This is a genomic window from uncultured Methylophaga sp., from assembly GCF_947259025.1.
GTDB lineage: Bacteria > Pseudomonadota > Gammaproteobacteria > Nitrosococcales > Methylophagaceae > Methylophaga.
The window spans coordinates 11,880-31,450 of record NZ_CAMYKO010000004.1; the positions used below are offsets into that span (position 1 = coordinate 11,880).

Consider the following 19,571-nt stretch of genomic DNA (forward strand, 5'->3'; position numbering starts at 1 on the left):
TTAATCGGAGCCGGTCAGATCTTCGTCCAACCAGCGTTGCCAAATTGTGGCTACCTGCTGTGGATAGTCGCCCACTTGCGCAACAGGAGCCAGCGCCGGCCGCTCCTGCAATACGCAGTAATTCGCCTCTGAGCGATAGCGCCGATAGGCTTCTGCCAGCATTTCACCCTCATCGGGCTCCAGTTTGCCGCTGGCCACCAGCGCTTCCAAAATCCTGATATTATCAGTGTAAACCAGTAGTTCAGGCAAGTTTGCTGACCAGGCCAGTACCGCATATTGCACCATGAACTCGATATCGGTCATGGCGCCGATACCCTGTTTCAGATCAAACAGTTGACCCTCAGTTTTATCCAGTTGCCCGCGCATCTTGGCGCGCATATCGCGCACCTTGTCAGCCAGCTCGGCGGTATCACGTTGCTTTGACAGCACCTGTTCGCGGATTTGGCGAACCTGCGCCGACAGTTTTTCATCCCCCACCACGCAACGCGAGCGCACCAAAGCCTGGTGTTCCCAGGTCCAGGCCTCGGTCTGCTGATAGTCCGCAAAGCCACTGACCGGACTGACCAGCAGACCGGAGGCGCCGCTGGGGCGCAGCCGCATATCCACTTCGTAAAGGATGCCACCCGGCGTAATGGTGGAAAGCAAATGAATCATGCGCTGCGCCAGCCGGGTATAGAACACCATCAGCTCCACCGGCTTATCACCGTCAGTCATGCCCTGCTGGCTGTCATCAAAGATGAACACCAGATCCAGATCCGAACCATAGCCCAGCTCCAGGCCGCCCAATTTACCGTAAGCCAGAATGGTAAAACCGCAGTGGGTGGGATCATCGCCCTGGGCTGCGGGTGGATAGCCGTGACGCGAAACCAGATGCTGCCAGGCCAGTTGCCAGACTTTTTCAAGCTGAATTTCCGCCAATTCCGTTAGCTGATCGCCCACCCGCATCACCGGTAAAACCCCGGTCACATCGGCGGCCGCCACATGCAAAGTGGCGATCTGGCGAAATTCCCTGAGGCGATTCATCAATTCTTCCAGGTCACCGGCATCGACCGAGGAAAGGAACTGTTCCAGACGCGCCTTTTGCTCTTCCCGTTCAGGTACTTCATAAAGCGACCGGGGATCCAGTAGCTCATCCAGCAAAACCGGGTAACGAGCCAGCTGATGACTGATCAGCGGACTGGCAGCACAGAGTTTAATCAGCTGCGACAGGGCCAGTGGATTTTCCACCAGCAGAGACATGTAAGCACTGCGACGCATAATCGAGGCCAGCAACGGCATCAGTCGCGACAGACACTCGTCGGCATTATCAACGCCAGCCGCGGCCTGCACCAGCAGTGGCAGCAGTTTTTCCAGCCGCTGGCGTCCGGTCTGGCTCAGGTTGCGGCAAATGTGCATTTCCAGCAATTTGTCGATGACTTCCAGGCAGGCTTCCGGATCCTGATAACCACATTGAGTCAGGTACTGGAGCTTGTCTTCCTCGCCGGCATTAAGCAGCGATATGTTATTCGTGGCCGCCTCGTCTTCGGCTTGCGGCGCCGCCAGTAACTGGTTGAAATGATCGTGCACCTGCTGACGATGCTGTGACAGCGTCTCTGCAAACGTCTCCCAGTCTTCAAAGCCCATGCCGCAGGCCAGGCGCTGACGCCCTTCCTCTTCAGCGGGCAGCAAGTGTGTTTGCTGGTCGGCCCAGGCCTGAATACGGTGCTCAGTACGGCGCAGGAAATCATAAGCCTGCTTGAGTTCCTCCACGGCATAGTCGGAAAGCAGCTGCCTCTCGGCTAAACCATCGAGAATAGTGAGGATAGGTCTCTGTTGCAGCGGTTTATCCCTGCCGCCATAAATCAACTGAAACACCTGGCCGATAAATTCAATTTCACGAATGCCGCCCGCGCCCAGTTTGATATTGTCTTCCATGCCGTTGCGATGCAGTTGTCCGGCAATCATCGACTTCATCTCACGCAGCGAATCAAACATGCCGTAATCAAGGTAGCGTCGATAGACAAAGGGCTGCAGCATCTCCCGTAATTGTTCTCTGGCTTCATCAGTGCCGGTAATGCTGCGCGCTTTGATCATGGCGTAGCGCTCCCATTCCCGGCCCTGGGTCTGGTAGTACTCTTCCATCGCATCAAAGCTCGAAGCCAGGGCCCCGCTCTCCCCGAAGGGACGCAGCCGCATGTCAACCCGGAACACAAAACCATCGACAGTCTGACTGTCGAGCGACTGGATCAGCTTGCGACCGACACGGGTGAAAAACTCGGTGTTAGTCAGCTCGCGGCGGCCACCGCGGGTCTGACCATCTTCGGGATAGGTGAAGATCAAATCGATATCCGAAGACAGGTTAAGCTCGCCCGCCCCCAGCTTACCCATGCCCAGTACCACCATGTACTGCGGGTTGCCATCCTCGTCACAGGGTTCACCCAGTTGCTCAACCTGCCACTCATGCAGCAATGCCAGACTCTGGGCAATAGAGACATCGGCCAATGCTGACAGATCGGCCATGGTCTCGGCCAGATCAGCCCAACCGGCCAAATCCCGCCAGATAATGCGGACCATTTGCTGATGACGAAAACGCCGCAGTTGTTGTTGCAGTAACTCTTCCGTGGTGACCTGCTCCAGCCTGGTGGCAAGCTGCTCGGCAAAGTCCTCAGCTGACAGCGTCTTTTCGATAATATTCGCCGCCATTAACTCTGCCAGTTGCGCCGGCTGGCGTTGCCCCCACTGATTCACATAGTCACTACCGGTCAACACTGCCGGCGCCGACTCCTGCAGCGACGGATAATCGTTCAAGATGCCTTGCCAGTCTTCGGGCAGGGAAAAGGCAGCGGTCATATGATTTCCTGAGTTGAAGCTATAAAAGCCCTACTTTACCGCAAGCGGGCGGATGTCCAAACATGAACTCTGTCACAGGCCGAATAGATTTTCAGGGTGATTTTGCCGGCTGGGTCACAAAGCGGGTTTCAACTGGTCGAGATTTTCAGATGAATTTGTTAGCTTGCCAGTTGTCTTATAACTGCCACGGTTAGCAGTTGTGGACTACTTCACTTTGATAAGGAGTATTTATGCATTTTTTCAGACGACTTGGAAAAATCATCCCGGTGCTGTCAATTCTGGCATTCCTGAGTATGCACATGGCACCGTTACAGGCCGCCATGGTCGATAACAGCCAATTGATCGCCGACTCACAACAACAAATAACCAAACAGGAAGTATTAAGTCAGCTTGATCGCCAGGATGTGCAGAACAAGCTGGTCGCGATGGACGTGGATATCGACGATGCTAAACAACGCATCGCTCAGATGAGTGATCAGGAGCTGGCCCAGATCGCACAGGATTTTGAACAGATGCCCGCAGGTAGCGGTGTCCTCGGTGCCTTGCTGGTCATCTTCATCGTTTTTGTTGTCACCGATATGCTGGGGGCAACAGACGTGTTCAGTTTCGTTCACAACATTAATCACTAGGATGAACGCAAGCTTGATACAAAAAAGCGCCAGGCTGTTGTCTGGCGTTTTTTTTGCTCTGCTGCTCAGTGCCTGTGCCGGGACACCGCAAACCCGGGAGCTGATCAGCCAGGTGCCGACAAACCTGCCCAGCCAGGTTGAACTCAGCGGCATTGCTTTTTATCCGCAGGAAAAATACCAGTGCGGACCGGCGGCGCTGGCCACCATGTTGACCAGTGAGGGCATTGACGTCACGCCCCAGCAACTGGTCGATAAGGTTTATATCCCCGAGCGCAAAGGCAGCCTGCAGATAGAAATGATCGCCACTGCCCGCAGTGCCCAACTGCTGGCCTATCAACTGGCCCCTGAGTTAAAAGCAATTCTCAGAGAAGTCGCATCAGGGCGGCCGGTGTTGGTATTTCAGAATCTGGCGCTGGACTGGTTACCGCAGTGGCACTATGCGGTGGTGGTCGGTTATGACCTCAGTGCCCAGCAACTGATCCTGCGCTCAGGCACCCAGAAACGCCATTTAGTGGCATTCTCAACTTTTGAACGCACCTGGCAGCGCGGCAAACACTGGGCTTATGTGTTTACCGCGCCTGATGAAGTACCGGTCACCGCCAATGTGCTGCAATACAGCCGCAGCGCCAGTGAATTGATGCAATCCGGTCATCAACAAGCGGCGTTAACCGCCTTCCAGACTGCCAGTCAGCACTGGTCGAATGAGGCTCTGCCACAAATGACGCTGGGCAATGCTCTATATCAGATGGAAGATTTTGAAGGTGCGCATCAGGCGCTCAGCCGCGCCGTGAAAATTGAACCCGACAATGCCCGTGCCTGGAATAACCTCGCTTACGCGATGATGGCCCGACAATGCCGGGTGGGCGCGATTAAAGCCATTGGCTGTGCCGTCAGGCTGGATCCCGAAGATCAGAACCTGGCTGACAGTCTCAAAGAACTGGTCGGCCAGCGCACAGTGCCGGCAGGACAATGCGAAGTGCCACGCTGCCCGCGCTACCAATAAACCTTTTCTCGGGTTAGCATTTTGCTTTTATGTGGAGACGTTGATGGCTGATTTAAGCTGGCCTGAATTTGAGCAGGTCGAACTGCGGGTGGGCACCATCATTGATGCCAAGCCGTTTCCGGAAGCCCGCAATCCAAGCTATATTCTGCAGCTGGACTTCGGCCCTGAGATTGGCACGCGTCAATCCAGTGCCCAGATTACCGATCTCTATTCTCCGGAAGATCTGGTAGGCAGGCAGGTGATGGCCGTCACCAACTTTCCTCCCAAGCAAATCGGCCCTATCATGTCAGCCTGTCTGGTCACCGGCTTTCACCGTGACGATAACAGCGTGGTGCTGGCCGTTCCGGATGCCGAAGTGCCCAACGGCACCCGACTCGCCTGAGGTGATAAATGCGTTTTTTGCTGTTGTTAAGCCTTTTCTGTTTACCGGCTACGGTCATGGCCCAACTCCCCTGCACTGAGGCAGACACCACCGTGGCGATGAATGCCTGTCTGGAAGCAGAGCTGGAAAAAGCAGACAACACCATGCAACGTTATCTGGAGGCCAGCCGCGAGCGTTATCAGGACAATCAGGCGGTTCTGACAGCCATCAGCAAAGCCCAGCATGCCTGGCAACAATATCGCGATGACCACTGCAACTCGCTCTACACCATCTGGATAGACGGCACCATTCGCGGCCCGATTGGCTGGCGCTGTCTGATTGATAAAACCCAACAGCGCAGCCATGAGTTGTGGTCTACCTACCTGAACTTTATGGACAGTCAGGAGCCACTGTTGCCGGAGCCTTCACCCTCGCCCTGACGGCGCGACGCTCAGCATTGAGACTTTACCTGTATACCCGAAATCGGTTTAAATTCTCACAGATGCAAAGATAAAGGCTTTACAGGACACAGCATGGCAGAAAATTATCAGTCGCCCCCGCATTATTCACCGCGTTGCTTTTCCGACAGGCTGGCCTTGCGCGTGGTTAAATTTATGCGCTTTTTTGCCGATGCCTTTTTTGCAGGACGCTATGGCCACCGTGCCGTGATCCTGGAAACCGTAGCAGCGGTGCCCGGCATGGTGGGCGGTGCTTTACAGCATCTACGATCTCTGCGAAAGATGAAGGATGATGACGGCTGGATTGCCACCTTGCTGGAAGAAGCTGAAAACGAGCGCATGCACCTGCTCACCTTTATTCATATCGCCAAACCCAATATCTTTGAGCGCTTGCTGGTCATCGTCACCCAGGGTGTGTTTTATAACTTGTTCTTCCTGCTCTACCTGTGTTCATCACGGGTGGCCCACCGTATTGTTGGTTACCTGGAAGAAGAAGCGGTGTACAGCTACACCGAATACCTTAACGGCGTTGATAACGGTCAGTACGAGAATGTCCCGGCACCGCAGATTGCCATTGGTTACTGGGATCTGCCCGCCGATGCGCGGCTGCGCGAGGTGATCGTGAAAGTGCGTGATGATGAGGCCAAGCACCGTGATGTGAACCACGACTTCGCCAATCAAGTGCAAAATGGTGAGCACCCTTAATCATGGCAGCCTTATTATTCCGACTGGCTCAGGTGCCGGAAGATGAACATCAGGATATCCGTCAGCTCCTCGATGAGGGCGGCTTTGATATCTATGAGACTTCGGCCGGGCTATTCGGCCTGGGCGTGGCGGCTATCTGGTTGCGTGACCGCGATCAGTTATCTCAGGCACAGGCTGTGATTGACGATTATCAAAAGCAGCGCGCAAAGCAAATGCAGGCTGACTACCAGGCCCGTGTTGCCAGTGGTGAAGAGGCAAGCTTCTGGGAATACAGCATCCATCACCCCTTCCGCCTGCTGGGCGTCATTGCCGTGGTGGCCCTGGTGCTGGCAGTGATGCTGCTGCCATTCTGGAAAACCCTGCACCTCTGAACCCTCCCCCATACAAAAAAGCCCCGACACAATGTGTCGGGGCTTTTTGTTTCAGAAGGACTGAACGGCTGATTACATCATGCCGCCCATACCGCCCATGCCACCCATATCAGGCATGGCTGGTGCGTCTTCCTTTGGCAGTTCAGCGATCATCGCCTCCGTAGTCAGCATCAGGCCTGCTACAGAGCCGGCATTTTGCAATGCGGTGCGAGTCACTTTGGTTGGGTCCAGAATACCGAACTCAATCATGTCACCGAACTCACCGGTCGCAGCGTTGTAACCGAAGTTACCTTTTCCTGCTGCCACTTCGTTCTGAATGACCGATGCTTCAGCACCGGCATTGCTGACGATTTGACGCAGTGGTTCTTCCATTGCGCGACGCGCCAGTTTGATGCCCATGTCCTGATCGTGGTTGTCACCTTTGAGCTCACCCAGACTGCTTTCTGCGCGAACCAGTGCGACACCACCACCCGGGACCACGCCTTCTTCAACGGCGGCACGGGTTGCGTGCAGCGCGTCTTCAACGCGGGCTTTTTTCTCTTTCATTTCAATTTCGGTAGCCGCACCGACTTTGATCACGGCAACACCGCCAGCCAGTTTGGCCACGCGTTCCTGCAGTTTTTCTTTGTCGTAGTCTGAAGAAGACTCGGCGATTTGAGCACGGATTTGCTCAACACGTGCCTGAATTTCATCAGCACGGCCCGCACCGTCAACGATGGTGGTGTTTTCTTTGCTGACAGTGATTTTCTTGGCTTGACCCAGGTGATCCAGCGTCACTTTTTCCAGGCTCAGGCCGACTTCTTCAGAAATCACGGTGCCACCGGTCAGCACTGCGATGTCTTCCAGCATCGCTTTACGACGGTCACCGAAACCAGGGGCTTTCACCGCGCAGACTTTAACGATGCCGCGCATGTTGTTGACAACCAGTGTCGCCAGCGCTTCGCCTTCCACGTCTTCAGCGACGATCAGCAGCGGACGGCTGGACTTGGCAACTGCTTCCAGGGTTGGCAGCAGATCGCGGATGTTAGAGATTTTCTTGTCAAACAGCAGAATGAACGGGTCTTCCAGTTCAGCATTCATGGTTTGCTGTTCGTTAACAAAGTAAGGCGACAGGTAACCACGGTCGAACTGCATACCTTCAACCACGTCCAGCTCGTTGTCGAAGCCGCTGCCGTCTTCCACGGTGATAACGCCTTCTTTACCGACTTTCTGCATCGCTTCGGCAATGATTTTACCGACTGACAGATCAGAATTGGCCGAGATAGTACCGACCTGGGTGATGGCTTTATCATCATCACAAGGTGATGACATTTGACGCAGCTCTTCAACCGCAGCCTGAACGGCTTTATCGATGCCGCGTTTCAGATCCATCGGGTTCATACCGGCAGTCACGGCTTTCATGCCCTCACGCAGAATAGCCTGAGCCAGTACGGTCGCAGTAGTGGTACCGTCACCGGCAGCGTCAGAGGTTTGTGAAGCGACTTCTTTCACCATCTGGGCGCCCATGTTTTCGAACTTGTCTTCCAGTTCGATTTCTTTGGCGACTGATACACCATCTTTGGTCACGGTCGGTGCACCAAAGCTCTTTTCCAGAACCACGTTGCGACCTTTTGGACCCAAAGTGACTTTGACAGCATTGGCCAGGGTGTTAACACCGGTGACCATTCTCTGGCGCGCATCGACGCCGAATTTGACTTCTTTAGCAGCCATATTGATTCCTCTTATCCTTTATAAAGCAAATGAATCCAGAAAAGATTAGCCTTCGATAACAGCAACGATGTCGTCTTCGCGCATAACCAGCAGCTCTTCACCGTCAGCCTTGACTTCGGTACCGGCATATTTACCGAACAATACTTTGTCACCGACTTTAACAGTCAATGCACGAACGTCACCTGAATCGGTTACTTTGCCATCACCAACGGCAACGACTTCACCGCGTGATGGTTTTTCTGCCGCGTTATCGGGGATAACGATACCGCCAGCACTCATTGTTTCTTCTTCCATGCGACGCACAATCACACGATCATGAAGGGGACGAAGATTCATCTGTAATTCCTCCGAAAAAATGTCTGTTTAGGACCAAGTTGTTTGTTTTGGCTCCCATTAAATGGGGGCTGAAAACCCGCTTTCAAGGGGCTGAGCGAAAATTTTTTTAAGCTTTTTGTGCTATTTGAGGTGTCTGGAATCGTCTTCGTCGACCACTTCACCTTCAATGATGTCGTCATCCTCTGTCGACGACCGATAGGAACGCTGCTGATAAAACCCGGCTTTGCCACGACCACTGAAAATCATCCGGCTGTTTTTGAGCATCTGTTTAATCAAAGCCTGACGCACCGGCGGTGTCAGCAGTAAGAAGCCCACAGTGTCAGTGAAAAAGCCCGGCGTCAGTAGCAATGCACCACTAATCAACAGGCACAACCCTTCCAGCATTTCTGTCGCCGGGATTTGCCCCTGCGCCATTGAAGTCTGTGCCCGGTACAGCGTCTGGAAGCCCTGCAGCCGTAAAAGAAAAGCCCCTATCACTGCGGTGGCCACTACCAGGAAGATCGTCCAGCCAGCCCCTATTACCTGTCCAACCTGGATCAGGAAATAGATCTCCACCAGCGGCACTATCAGAAATAAAACAAACAGCAATCGAAACATAAGCTTTTCCAGTTCCTGGGTGTAATAGATGACATTGGGACGACAAGGCTTTTTTCAAGTCCAGCGCGAATTTGTTGCACAGATACAACAAAAAATGTCGTTTTGTCGCATTGTCATCAAACTGTCATGGTTTTTTCATCAGCGTGAAATATTTCGGGCATAAGGTGTGCGGGACTTCGGCATTGGACCGGATTTAAAAACCAACCAAGAGGATAGTCCCTTGAAACTCAAATCAACATCTCTTTTAATCGCAGGTGCGTTGTTTGGTGCAGCAGTCATGCCAGCACAAGCTAACAACGATGCCATGATGGATCTGCTGGAAGTGCTGCGTGACAAAGGCACCATCAGCTCTCAGGATTACGACTTGCTGAAAAATGCCGCGGCAGCGGACAAAGAAGCCAGCGAAGAAGTCGCTAACAAAGTTAATAAAGTTGAGAAAGAAGCGGTTTCAGTCAGTCTGAAAAAAGGCGCGATGAAGCTTGAATCCGGCGACGGCGCATTCAAGGCACAGGTCGGCGGTCGTGTGATGGCTGACTACGCCTGGATCGATGATGATGATCGCGCAGAACGTATTGGCGATGCCAGTGGTGACGGTTCTGAACTGCGTCGTGCCCGCCTGTTCATGAAAGGCACTGTTTTCAACGACTGGAAATACAAAATGCAGGTCGGTTTCGCCGGTGACGAAGTCGAAATCAAAGACGCTTATATTGGTTACACCGGTTTCGATGCCGTTGACTTCACACTGGGTAACCACAAAATGCCTTTCAGCCTGGAAGAGCAAACCAGTTCTAAATACATCACCTTTATGGAACGCAGCCTGACCAACGACATTTTCTCTCCCGGTCGTCAAAATGGTCTGAGCGCTGCCACCAACGGTGATAACTGGTCTTTGAAAGGTGCGGTACATATGGACGGTATCGACAACAACAACGAAGACAAAGATGAAGATTACGGCTACGGTGCCCGTGCTCACTTCGCACCACTGGTTGACGGCAGCAACGCCATTCACCTGGGTGTGTCATGGCACCACCAGGAATATGAAGAAGAAGGTCTGAACAACGGCACACACGGTGACCAGCGTTTCCGTGCCCGCCCTGAAATTCACACTGTGGATACACGCCCTTACCTGACAAACATTGATGGCGTTGAAGATGACGATACCATCGGTCTTGAAGCAGCTGGCGTGTTTGGTCCTTTCTCTTTGCAAGCTGAATACTTTGACAAGAGCATCAATACTGAAACTGATGATGTCGATTTTGACGGCTGGTATGTCTACGGTAGCTTCTTCCTGACTGGTGAATCACGTGCCTATGAGGCAGACGCTGGCGAATTCGGCCGTGTTTCTCCGAAGAGCACTGTGGGTAACGGTGGCTACGGTGCCTGGGAACTGGCACTGCGCTACTCTGAAATTGACCTGTACGACTCAAGCTCAGCGGCTGTGACTGATGCCGGTGAAAAAGGCGATATCTTTACCATTGGTCTGAACTGGTACGCCACACGCAACATCCGTGTGATGGCGAACTATATCGATGCCACTGTTGAATACCCGGGTCAGGGTATTTCTGATGAAGACATCAAAGCCTTCCAGCTGCGTGGTCAAATTGACTTCTAAGCTAAAGCACTGAATTGATGTCAGTCTTAAAAAGCCCCGCTTAATCTTTTAAGTGGGGCTTTTTTATGGAGAAAAAATTAATGAAAATGATGTATCAAACTTTGCTTGCCACTATGGCACTGAGCGTCAGTGTCAATGCATCGGCTTTGGATACTGTTGAATTGCTGGATGTGATCCAGACCGGCAACAAGAAAGGCGATGAGATCGTCTCTGTGCAAAGCAGCAGCAAGCAGCTTGCCGTCTCTAACAGTAAGAAAGGCAGCGTCGATATTTATTCCATTGCCAACCCCGGTCAACCTGTCAAACAACACAGCCATGCACTGTCACTAACTGACGGCGAGCAATTAACTTCTGTCGCCATGCACCCGGAATATTCCTATTTTCTGGCTGCGATTCAGGCTACAGGTGCCACTGCCGCAGGTCGTGTTCAGTTTCATGACATTGACTCGGGTACATTGCTGGCCAGCTTGCCAACCGGCATAGGCCCGGACGCCGTGGTGATTGATCCCACCGGCCGTTATGCGATGTTACCCAATGAAGCTGAAGCCTTTATCTACCACCCGGAAGATGAAACTTTCAGTTCTCCTGAAGGCTCTCTGACTCTGCTTAAGCTGGCACAGACAGCGCAGCAGAGTGAAGCCGTACAAATTGCATTGCCAGACCTGACCGGTAAAGCCGGGTTTGTCAGTGCGGCTGACAAGCGTTTTATTGAGCGTGAAATTGACTGGAATGGTGATGGCAAAATCACTGAAGAAGATGTCGATCTGGACAACAACGGTACGATTAGCGAAAACAAAATGACTGTGGGCACATTCCGCGGAGAGCCGGTCAGAGTGGAAGAGGAAGACGGAGAGCTTTTCCTGTTTCCATTATTCGATAATCAACCTGATGTGCTTGAGCCTGAATACCCGGCCTTTTCGCCTGATGGCTCAACAGTCTGGGTAAGCCTGCAGGAGAACAATGGCATGCTCGTAGTAGATACTGAGTCAGCCACTATCATCGACAGCTTTGGCCTGGGCACCACAACCCATCCGGCCGATCTGGACGACAACCAGAATGTTGATTTCAGCGAGACTCTGACCGCCCTGAGAGAGCCCGATGGCATTGCCATCAGTAAAAGTGGTCGTTTCCTGCTGACCGCTGATGAAGGCGATACCGATCCCAAGGCCTCTAAAACTAAAAAAGGTCCGGCAGGTGGTGGCAGAACCATCAGTGTATTTGATGCCGGCAATGGTGAGTTTATTGCTGATACCGGCAATCAGATTGATCTGATGGCACATAATAAAGGCATTTACCCGGAGTCGCGCAGTGACAATAAAGGCTCCGAACCGGAAATGCTGATCAGCTTTACCGACATGGGTATCGACTATGCGGCAATTGGTCTGGAGAGAGCGAATGCGCTGGCATTGTTATCCCTGCAAAACCCTCAGCAGCCCGTCATTCTGGATATTACTGCGATCAATGCTGATGCAGAAGATGGAAAGGTGGCCCCAGAGGGTGTGGCCTACTATCAGGACAAAGACAGTGGGTCGCATTATATATACACCGCCAATGAAAAAGACGGCACACTGGCCGTATTTCAATTACGTTAAAAGCCACAGTAGCTCAGTCTCTGCCTGGCAGGGACTGAGCTTTACTAAACTCGAAACAGCTTAAGAATTCATCGAATGGTAATAATTCACATATATGATGTGTATTGAGTTTATTCAGCAACCTGCCGGTTTATAGGCACAGACGCTCAAGACAGCCGGCTTACTGAGATTACTCATCTCTCGTGGTGACTTATCCTGCCTCTCCGGGGGCAGGATTTTTTTTGGTAGCGGCTCAGTATGACACAAGAAGAACTTCGCCATTTTCACTCACTGGAAGAGATTCTCAGTCAAGGGACTTTGACACCACTGTTTCAACCGATAGTCTCGCTACAACAACAGCAGATTCTGGGTTATGAAGCTCTGATTCGTGGTCCTTCCGACAGTCCGCTGCACTCTCCTATCAACCTGTTCAACACGGCCCACCGCCATGGCCGCCTGGCCGATCTGGATTTGTTATGTCGTGAGACGGTGATCCGCCGTTTCGGTGAGTTAGGGCTGAACCACACCCTGTTCATCAACACCTCTCCGGCTGCATTGCTGACAGAGGGTTACCCGCATGGCCTGACCCTTAAGTATCTGCAACAGGCGGGGCTATCACCACAACAGGTGGTCATTGAACTGACCGAGCAACATCCAATTGATGACTATGAGCTGATGCGCGATGCCACCCGCCATTACCGCGACATGGGCTTTTCCATCGCCATTGATGACCTGGGCGCGGGGTACTCGGGCCTCAGAACCTGGTCTGAACTCAAGCCTGATTATGTCAAGCTGGATAGGCATTTTATGCAGAATATCCACGACGATCGACAAAAACGCCATTTCGTTCAATCAATGATTGATATTGCCCGTAGCATTGGCTGTAAGGTCATTGGTGAGGGCGTCGAGGTGCGTCAGGAGTATCTGGCGGCACAGAGCCTCGATTTGCAATTTGTGCAGGGTTATTATTTCGGTCGCCCGACCCGTCACCCACAAGCCAGCCTTGATCCAAATCTGTTCAGTCAACGTCAACAAAACAGCCTATTACAGGCCGGCAGACCCAGAAAAAATACCCTGGTGGGCAGCCTGCTCAATGAACTGGCACCGCTGCGCTGTAACGACAGTGTCGAGCAGGCGGCAGAACGCTTTCAGCGACAATTGAAACTCACTGCTTTGCCCGTGGTGGACAACACCAATCGAGTCAAAGGCATGCTCTGGCGGGATGAATTCATGACGCTGTATGCCAGCCGTTTTGGCCGGGAATTATATGGCCGTAAATCGGTAGAGACATTTATCGATACCACGCCCGTTGTCGTAGAAACCAGTCAGTCTCTGAAAAATCTGAGTTACTACCTGACCAGTCAGCAGTCAGAGCAACAGCACAGCGTTTTTATCATCACCGAAGAACAACGCTATCGCGGGGTAGGCAGCCTAATCGACCTTTTACGACAGATCACCGATATGCAAATCACCATGGCCCGCCATGCCAACCCGCTGACCGGCCTGCCAGGCAATGTGCCGCTGAGCGAGCAGACCCGGGATGTGTTGGAACAGCAACGGGATGTCACCGCCTGTTATATCGACCTGGATAATTTCAAGCCTTATAACGATATTTACGGCTACGGCAAGGGCGACCAGGTGATCCACCACACTGCCAAAATCCTTCGTGAGCACATCAATAACGATATTGATTTTATCGGCCATGTCGGCGGCGATGATTTTATTATTCTGTTCGAAAGCCCTGACTGGCGTCAGCGCTGTGAAGCCATCCTCGACGCGTTTCAGCAAGTTCAGCCGCAGTTATATAATCATCGACATATGCAGCAGCAAGGCATTCACGCCATGGACCGGCACGGGCGAGAGATGTTTTACCCTCTGATAAGCCTGTCGATTGGCGCGGTAAGGTTCAGGGATTTCGCCGGCATTCTGGTTGAGAGTGAGTTGGCGGAGTGTGCTACTAAAGCCAAATCAATGGCAAAACAGATAAATGGCAACAGTCTCTACCTGCTGGGTAAACAGCAGTGTGAATGCAATGAAAATCTCGTTTCGCCTCGCCTGATGGCTAGTAATAATCAGGCCTAGATTGCGGCTTCCAGCGCAACTTGTTCCAATACGAACTCAACCCGTTGCCGGACTTTCTCACGGCTTTCCCGAAACTCTTCCAGCAACTGTGGCTCACTGCCGCGCATTTTGGCCGGATCCGGCAATGGCAGATGCACCTTGATGGTATGTGGGCTCAGCAGCGGGCATTGTTCTTCTGCATTGTCACATAGGGTCACCAGCAAATCGGCCCACTCCAGCATTTCTCCGTTAACCTTGATGGACTGCTGACGGGAAATATCAATGCCGACTTCCGACATCACCCGAATGGCATGGGCATTCTGACCATGTGCCTCGATACCGGCTGATTTGATTTCCACATTGTCACCGGCCAGGGCCCTGGCCCAGCCTTCTGCCATTTGTGAACGGCAGGCATTGCCGGTGCATAAAAACATGACTCTTAACGTTTCCATTTTCTTTACCTTATTTATCGGTGGGGGCGACCATACCAGCGCTTTGTGACAAGCCGATGAATCCAAAGGTTTTGCCGACTTAATCGCAGAATCATCAAGGCAACTTGAAGCCAACTGACCGGCATCTGCTAAAATGCGGGTTTTAAATTAAATAAAGCCAAGCACCGTGAAAAAAATCTTCAGTTGCACTCTGCTCATCGCTGCTCTTTGCCTGCCAGCCCTCAGCCAGGCGCAAACAACGCGTTATGTTTCCGACGAACTGGAAATCACCATGCGTAACGGCCAGGGCATCAAGTTCGGCATCAAGAAAATGCTGCAGTCCGGCACCCAGCTTCAGGTGCTGGAAACCGACCCCGCCGGTTACTCCAAGGTCCGGACCCCGGAAGGTGCTGAAGGCTGGGTCTTAACCCGTTATCTGAGCAACAGCCCCAGCGCCCGTAATCAACTGGAATCCAGCAAGCAGCGAGTGGCAAACCTGGAGCTGGAAATCAGCAAATACAAAGAGGAAATTGCCTCGCTGAGTAACCAGAACTCCGATGTTGATTCCAAGAACCTGACCCTGCGCGAGAAATCACAGCGCTTGAGCAAGGAGTTGGATGATCTGCGTCGTACCGCTTCCAACGCTGTAGCACTGGAAAACGAAAACCGCCAGCTCAAAGAGAAACTGCAACAAATCGACCACGAAAATCAGTCTTTGGTGATCGAAAACAACGCGCTTAAAGACAACAGCACCCGTAACTGGTTCCTGGTCGGCGCAGCGGTATTGTTCTCCGGGATCTTACTGGGCCTGATTCTGCCCAGACTGCGCATTCGCAAGAAAGACAGCTGGGGTAGCCTCTAATCAGAAAAAGGCGCCATTATGGCGCCCTTTTTACCTGCTCAAGAAGATAAGTTCAGGCCTTCGCATCACTGCGCTTTTTGTGGCCCTCACGCAGGTGCGACAGACTGTCACCGGACAGGGTCCCGCCCTCAATCTGATAGGCTTTGCCAAACCCTTTCACGTAGCGGCCACCCTGAGGATGCAGGCGGAACAGCTTAAAGTCGCTGAGTTGACTCAGATTGCTGATTCGCTCGCCATGACGGCTTTGCAGGCAATCAACGCCCTGTTGCCAGTCTGCCGTTTCCGGTTTAATCATTTCTGCCCACAGCCGGTAAAACACACGCAGGCGGGCAAATAATTCATCAGCGGTATCTTCATCTTCAATGATCAAAGCCGAGGCCTGCGGGTTGTGTTGCAGATTCCTGCCGTGCACGGCGATTTCACTGATCAACACATACAGGCAGTCATCGCCCACCGCAAACGGTGCATAAGAAGCATAGGGCAGGCCGTCTTCATCCAGTGATGACAGCATCAGGCTTTTGCGGCTGTTGACCATGGCCATAATCTCATCGCGGATTTGGGTTTCCAGACCTTTGTTATTCATACATTCAATCCTGTTGGTACTGCAGCTGCAGTTGTTTAAAACGTGCTGTTTGCGGGGCAATCAACTTACCGTCCGAATCCCGGCCCAGAAAGATCTTGAAGATGGTGTCGCCCTCGGCATCTTCAAACACAAAAGCATAGCTTTCCCGGCCACGATGGGCTTTATCCTGAAAGCGGATATGCGACACCCGCTCCAGGTTCAGATGGCCGTGAAAACCCGGCAGCGGGCCTTCCAGATTATAAAACCCATGCCCCTCGCTGCCGCGGGGAAACGGGCCTTTGAACTCAAACACCGACCCACCGTGCAGGATGATGGTGGTTACCCATTCCCAGTCGGCAATTTCCTCCAGCAGCGCCCTGGCCTCTGTGCCCGGCATGCAGTCAATATGTGTGGTGCTCATCTTGCCTCCTTTAGAAATCGTATCTTACACCCAGGCGAATATCTTTACCGGGCATGTAAAGCTGCTCAAAGGCGACGATATATTTCTGATCGGTCAGGTTGTTCACTGACAGATCTACGGTCAGGTTTTCAACGTCACGTGGTGTCCAGCTGGCATAGAGATCCAGCAGGGTGTAATGATCATAGTCTGCCGAATCGTTGATTTCATTGGGCAGATGGTCCTGCGCCTCAACCCGGGTCAGAGTAAAGCCGGTTTTCAGGCTGTCAGCCAGCCAGGCTTTATTCAAATCCACAACCCATTTATCTGCAGGCACTGAATACAGGGCGACACCGGTTTTTTTATCCTGACCACGGGTCTGCCCATAGCTTACCAACGCATTCCAGCTTTGCCACTGGTAATTCATCGCCAGTTCAAAGCCGACCAACTGAGCTTCATCCACATTTCTGTTAAAGGTGGTACCGGCACTGACTGGAATCACTGTAGGCGGACCTGGCGGGTTAGGGATCACATTGAATACCGGGTCAGTGACTACCTGCTCAATAAAGTTATCCACATCATTATGGAAGGCTGACGCGTGCCAGTTAATCTTGTCTCCCTGATTGAAGACATCGCGCATCTGGTAATCCACCAGCAACTCTATATTACGGGATTCTTCCGGTTTCAGATTGGCATCCGGCACAAAGCTGTTACAAAAGCCCGGGAAAATACAAAAGTGACTGCCTGAGGTGTAAAGCTCTTCGGCGCTGGGGGCGCGGAAAGCTTCGTCATAGCGTAATGTCAGACGCAGATCCTGGTTGGGTAACCAGCTGAGCGCGGCTGACGGTGAAAAGGCATTATCACTGCGATCATCGTTGAGGTTATCGGCTTCGGTAGCAAAATAATCGTAGCGGCCGCCCAGTTCCACCAGCCATTGTTCATTCAACGGCATCTGCATATTCACAAAGGCGCCCCAGACATCGGTGGTAGCTTCAGGCGGGGTAGGTCGGTTGCTACCGCCGCGGCTGGTGTCGAGCTTATCCTGGTAGCCGTCGATACCATACAGTAAGTGCACATTGCCCAGATCACTGCGGTTATTCAGGTTGATGCCCAGGGTACGGATTCTGGTGTCATCCGGCCTGCTATCTGTGATGCGGCTCTCTTTCATCTCGGTTTCATTCCAGTAGAGCTGCAGTTTGCTGTTAATCAGATCACTGTGCGGGTTGAAATGGTAGTCCAGAGAGGCATGCTGGGTTTCGTTTTCCCGCTCGACCAGAAAGTTGGAAGTGGCATTCGGCACTGCGCTGCCATTACTGGGTACTGAACCATCGGCGCGGGAACTGCGGAAATTAAAAGTCGCGGTCTGGCTGTCATCTATAAACCAGTCCATCTTGGCCATCATGCCACGGTCACGAACGGCCGAGTCCAGCAAGTCATCACCACCGCCAATTTCGATATCATTCCCGTCACGGTAAAAACCTGACACCAGTAAATCGACATCACCGTAGCGCCCGGCCACCGCAGTGGTGGTCAGCCATTTGTCATTGTTGCTGTTATAGCCCTGCTTGACGAAGCCACCCAGGCTCTCTCCCGGCGACAGCAGATCAGCAGCATGGATGGTGTTGGATGCGACCACCCCACCTAAAGCCCCGGAGCCCCATAATGAGCTGACCGGACCTTTGACGACTTCCACGCTTTTCAAAAGCGCCGGATCCAGAAAATAGGTCGGACGGTGCCCTGAGAAAAAATTCACTCGTTTACCGTCGACCAGTTGTAACACCCGTTCTCCCCCCAGTCCTCGTATGTTCACATTCTGCAGATCCTCACGGGGGCCGCCATTAGTTGTGACATTCGGCAGATAACCGACCGTCTCAGGGACAGACACGGCTTGTTGCTGATCCAGTTGCTCCGTTGTGACCCGTTCGACATGACGGGTTTGCACTGTGTCAGAATCACTGCGCGTCGCGGTGATCACAATGGTGTTCATTTCATATGCAGGAACAGTATCAGCGCTGGTCGCTGGCATCGCTGCTGCAAGAGCGCTGCACAGCAAGGTCATATTACTTTTTAGCTTCATCGAATAATCCTTCTGGCTGGCCCAACCGGGCAATCGTCTTTGATAATGTGAATTATTATTATTTGCATTACTGGATTTTCTTGTAAAGGATTGTTACATTTCATTTTTCTAAAGCTGTTTTGCTATCTGCCTGTCACCAGGCGCCATAACTGGAGATTGAAATGTTGTTACGCCGTTTTCCTGTGCTGCTGATATTGCTGGTTTTCTTATTGCCGCTGCGGGCACAGGCTGAGCCAAATCAGCGCATCGTCAGTGTCGACAGCAATGCGACTGAGGTGCTGATGGCACTGGGATTAAGTGAACGGATCGTGGCAGCCGATGTCACCAGCCAGTCGCTGTTATCGGCAGAAGTCCCCGATCTGGGCTATCACCGGGCACTGTCTGCAGAAGGCATTCTCGACAGTAATCCTGACTGGGTGGTCGGCAGTAATCACATGGGGCCGGCGGAGACGCTGAATCTGCTGAAAAAGGCACCGCTCAAACTGGTGCAGCTGGATAGTCCGCATACACTGGATGAGTTGCAAGCCAATATTGCGGAACTGGGGCGGTTACTGCAGCGAGAACAGCAGGCCGCGTCACTGGTGGCCGATATTGAGCAACGTCGCATGCAATTGCCTTCGAACATGGCGCAAAAACAGCAAATGGTTTTCCTGCTGGATTTGGGCGACCGCGGCTTGTCCCAGGCTGGCAAGGGAACCACTGCTGATGCCCTGATCACTTTACTGGGCGGTGAAAACGTCAGCCAGTTTGGCGGCTATAAATCCTTGTCGGTAGAAGCCCTGCTGGCTATCAACCCGGATGTCATCCTGCTGGGACAACGGGCTGATGGTGAGCTCGATGTCGATGTTATCCAAAAGCGTCATCCGCTGCTTTCAAAGACCCGGGCAGGTAAAAATGGCCATATCGTTGGCGTTAATGCTGCCAAGTTGATTGCCGGTATCAGCCTCGGCGCGCTGGATGAAGCGCTGGCTATTGCTGACAAACTGACACCGTAAGCAC

At 52.6% G+C, this 19,571-nt stretch carries 19 protein-coding genes; 11 read left to right on the plus strand and 8 right to left on the minus strand.

All coding sequences use genetic code 11. From position 1 onward, the window contains the following. Positions 1–2,829, minus strand: coding sequence for a bifunctional [glutamate--ammonia ligase]-adenylyl-L-tyrosine phosphorylase/[glutamate--ammonia-ligase] adenylyltransferase (glnE, locus tag Q0X64_RS03285; protein WP_297809025.1), 2,829 nt, complete (start codon positions 2,827–2,829; stop codon positions 1–3). A 230-nt stretch (positions 2,830–3,059) separates the two neighbouring features. Here glnE and Q0X64_RS03290 point away from each other — a divergent pair, with 230 nt between their 5' ends. From Q0X64_RS03290 to Q0X64_RS03315, 6 genes are all read left to right on the plus strand, one after another. After that, complete coding sequence (locus Q0X64_RS03290) at positions 3,060–3,458, plus strand: DUF6627 family protein (RefSeq protein ID WP_297809028.1); 399 nt, start codon at positions 3,060–3,062, stop codon at positions 3,456–3,458. 37 nt (positions 3,459–3,495) lie between these two features. Continuing rightward, positions 3,496–4,461: a PA2778 family cysteine peptidase gene (locus Q0X64_RS03295; RefSeq protein WP_297809030.1), complete on the plus strand. Its 966-nt coding sequence runs from the start codon at positions 3,496–3,498 to the stop codon at positions 4,459–4,461. Between the two features lie 43 nt (positions 4,462–4,504). Beyond that, complete coding sequence (locus Q0X64_RS03300) at positions 4,505–4,843, plus strand: tRNA-binding protein (RefSeq protein ID WP_297809032.1); 339 nt, start codon at positions 4,505–4,507, stop codon at positions 4,841–4,843. 56 nt (positions 4,844–4,899) lie between these two features. Continuing rightward, positions 4,900–5,262, plus strand: coding sequence for a lysozyme inhibitor LprI family protein (locus Q0X64_RS03305; protein WP_297809034.1), 363 nt, complete (start codon positions 4,900–4,902; stop codon positions 5,260–5,262). Positions 5,263–5,355: 93 nt separating this feature from the next. Next, entirely contained in the window at positions 5,356–5,985 is a 630-nt protein-coding gene (locus Q0X64_RS03310; RefSeq protein WP_297809036.1) for an alternative oxidase, read from the plus strand. Positions 5,986–5,987: 2 nt separating this feature from the next. After that, positions 5,988–6,356, plus strand: coding sequence for a DUF6164 family protein (locus Q0X64_RS03315; protein ID WP_297809038.1), 369 nt, complete (start codon positions 5,988–5,990; stop codon positions 6,354–6,356). Positions 6,357–6,428: 72 nt separating this feature from the next. On the opposite strand, the gene groL is transcribed toward Q0X64_RS03315, so the two are convergent. The 3 genes from groL to Q0X64_RS03330 all read right to left on the minus strand — a co-directional run bounded on the left by groL (position 6,429) and on the right by Q0X64_RS03330 (position 8,999). Further along, complete coding sequence (gene groL / locus Q0X64_RS03320; protein WP_297809040.1) at positions 6,429–8,066, minus strand: chaperonin GroEL; 1,638 nt, start codon at positions 8,064–8,066, stop codon at positions 6,429–6,431. A 45-nt stretch (positions 8,067–8,111) separates the two neighbouring features. Then, entirely contained in the window at positions 8,112–8,402 is a 291-nt protein-coding gene (groES, locus tag Q0X64_RS03325; RefSeq protein WP_297809041.1) for a co-chaperone GroES, read from the minus strand. 120 nt (positions 8,403–8,522) lie between these two features. Continuing rightward, positions 8,523–8,999, minus strand: coding sequence for an FxsA family protein (locus Q0X64_RS03330; RefSeq protein ID WP_297809043.1), 477 nt, complete (start codon positions 8,997–8,999; stop codon positions 8,523–8,525). Between the two features lie 277 nt (positions 9,000–9,276). Between Q0X64_RS03330 and Q0X64_RS03335 the strand changes: the two genes are divergently transcribed. From Q0X64_RS03335 to Q0X64_RS03345, 3 genes are all read left to right on the plus strand, one after another. Beyond that, on the plus strand, positions 9,277–10,611 hold the full coding sequence (locus Q0X64_RS03335; protein ID WP_297809045.1) for a porin: 1,335 nt from the start codon (positions 9,277–9,279) through the stop codon (positions 10,609–10,611). Between the two features lie 80 nt (positions 10,612–10,691). Continuing rightward, the gene (locus Q0X64_RS03340; protein WP_297809047.1) at positions 10,692–12,203 is read left to right on the plus strand and encodes a hypothetical protein; all 1,512 of its coding nucleotides are present in this window, start codon (positions 10,692–10,694) and stop codon (positions 12,201–12,203) included. A 237-nt stretch (positions 12,204–12,440) separates the two neighbouring features. Continuing rightward, positions 12,441–14,264, plus strand: a complete 1,824-nt coding sequence (locus Q0X64_RS03345; protein ID WP_297809049.1) for a bifunctional diguanylate cyclase/phosphodiesterase — start codon at positions 12,441–12,443, stop codon at positions 14,262–14,264. Here the strand turns inward: Q0X64_RS03345 and Q0X64_RS03350 are convergent. Next, the gene (locus tag Q0X64_RS03350; RefSeq protein ID WP_297809051.1) at positions 14,261–14,695 is read right to left on the minus strand and encodes an arsenate reductase ArsC; all 435 of its coding nucleotides are present in this window, start codon (positions 14,693–14,695) and stop codon (positions 14,261–14,263) included. The two genes, Q0X64_RS03345 and Q0X64_RS03350, sit on opposite strands and share 4 nt — an antisense overlap. A gap of 166 nt (positions 14,696–14,861) precedes the next feature. Here Q0X64_RS03350 and Q0X64_RS03355 point away from each other — a divergent pair, with 166 nt between their 5' ends. Continuing rightward, positions 14,862–15,536: a TIGR04211 family SH3 domain-containing protein gene (locus tag Q0X64_RS03355; protein WP_297809053.1), complete on the plus strand. Its 675-nt coding sequence runs from the start codon at positions 14,862–14,864 to the stop codon at positions 15,534–15,536. A gap of 52 nt (positions 15,537–15,588) precedes the next feature. Here the strand turns inward: Q0X64_RS03355 and Q0X64_RS03360 are convergent, their stop codons facing one another. The 3 genes from Q0X64_RS03360 to Q0X64_RS03370 are packed head-to-tail and all read right to left on the minus strand — an operon-like array spanning position 15,589 to position 18,572. Continuing rightward, complete coding sequence (locus tag Q0X64_RS03360; RefSeq protein ID WP_297809055.1) at positions 15,589–16,119, minus strand: pyridoxamine 5'-phosphate oxidase family protein; 531 nt, start codon at positions 16,117–16,119, stop codon at positions 15,589–15,591. 4 nt (positions 16,120–16,123) lie between these two features. Next, a complete protein-coding gene (gene hutX, locus Q0X64_RS03365; RefSeq protein WP_297809056.1) occupies positions 16,124–16,519 on the minus strand; it encodes a heme utilization cystosolic carrier protein HutX in 396 nt (131 codons plus the stop codon). 10 nt (positions 16,520–16,529) lie between these two features. Next, the gene (locus Q0X64_RS03370) at positions 16,530–18,572 is read right to left on the minus strand and encodes a TonB-dependent hemoglobin/transferrin/lactoferrin family receptor (protein WP_297809058.1); all 2,043 of its coding nucleotides are present in this window, start codon (positions 18,570–18,572) and stop codon (positions 16,530–16,532) included. Positions 18,573–18,733: 161 nt separating this feature from the next. Between Q0X64_RS03370 and Q0X64_RS03375 the strand changes: the two genes are divergently transcribed. Further along, on the plus strand, positions 18,734–19,567 hold the full coding sequence (locus tag Q0X64_RS03375; RefSeq protein ID WP_297809059.1) for an ABC transporter substrate-binding protein: 834 nt from the start codon (positions 18,734–18,736) through the stop codon (positions 19,565–19,567). The last annotated feature ends 4 nt before the right edge of the window (positions 19,568–19,571 follow it).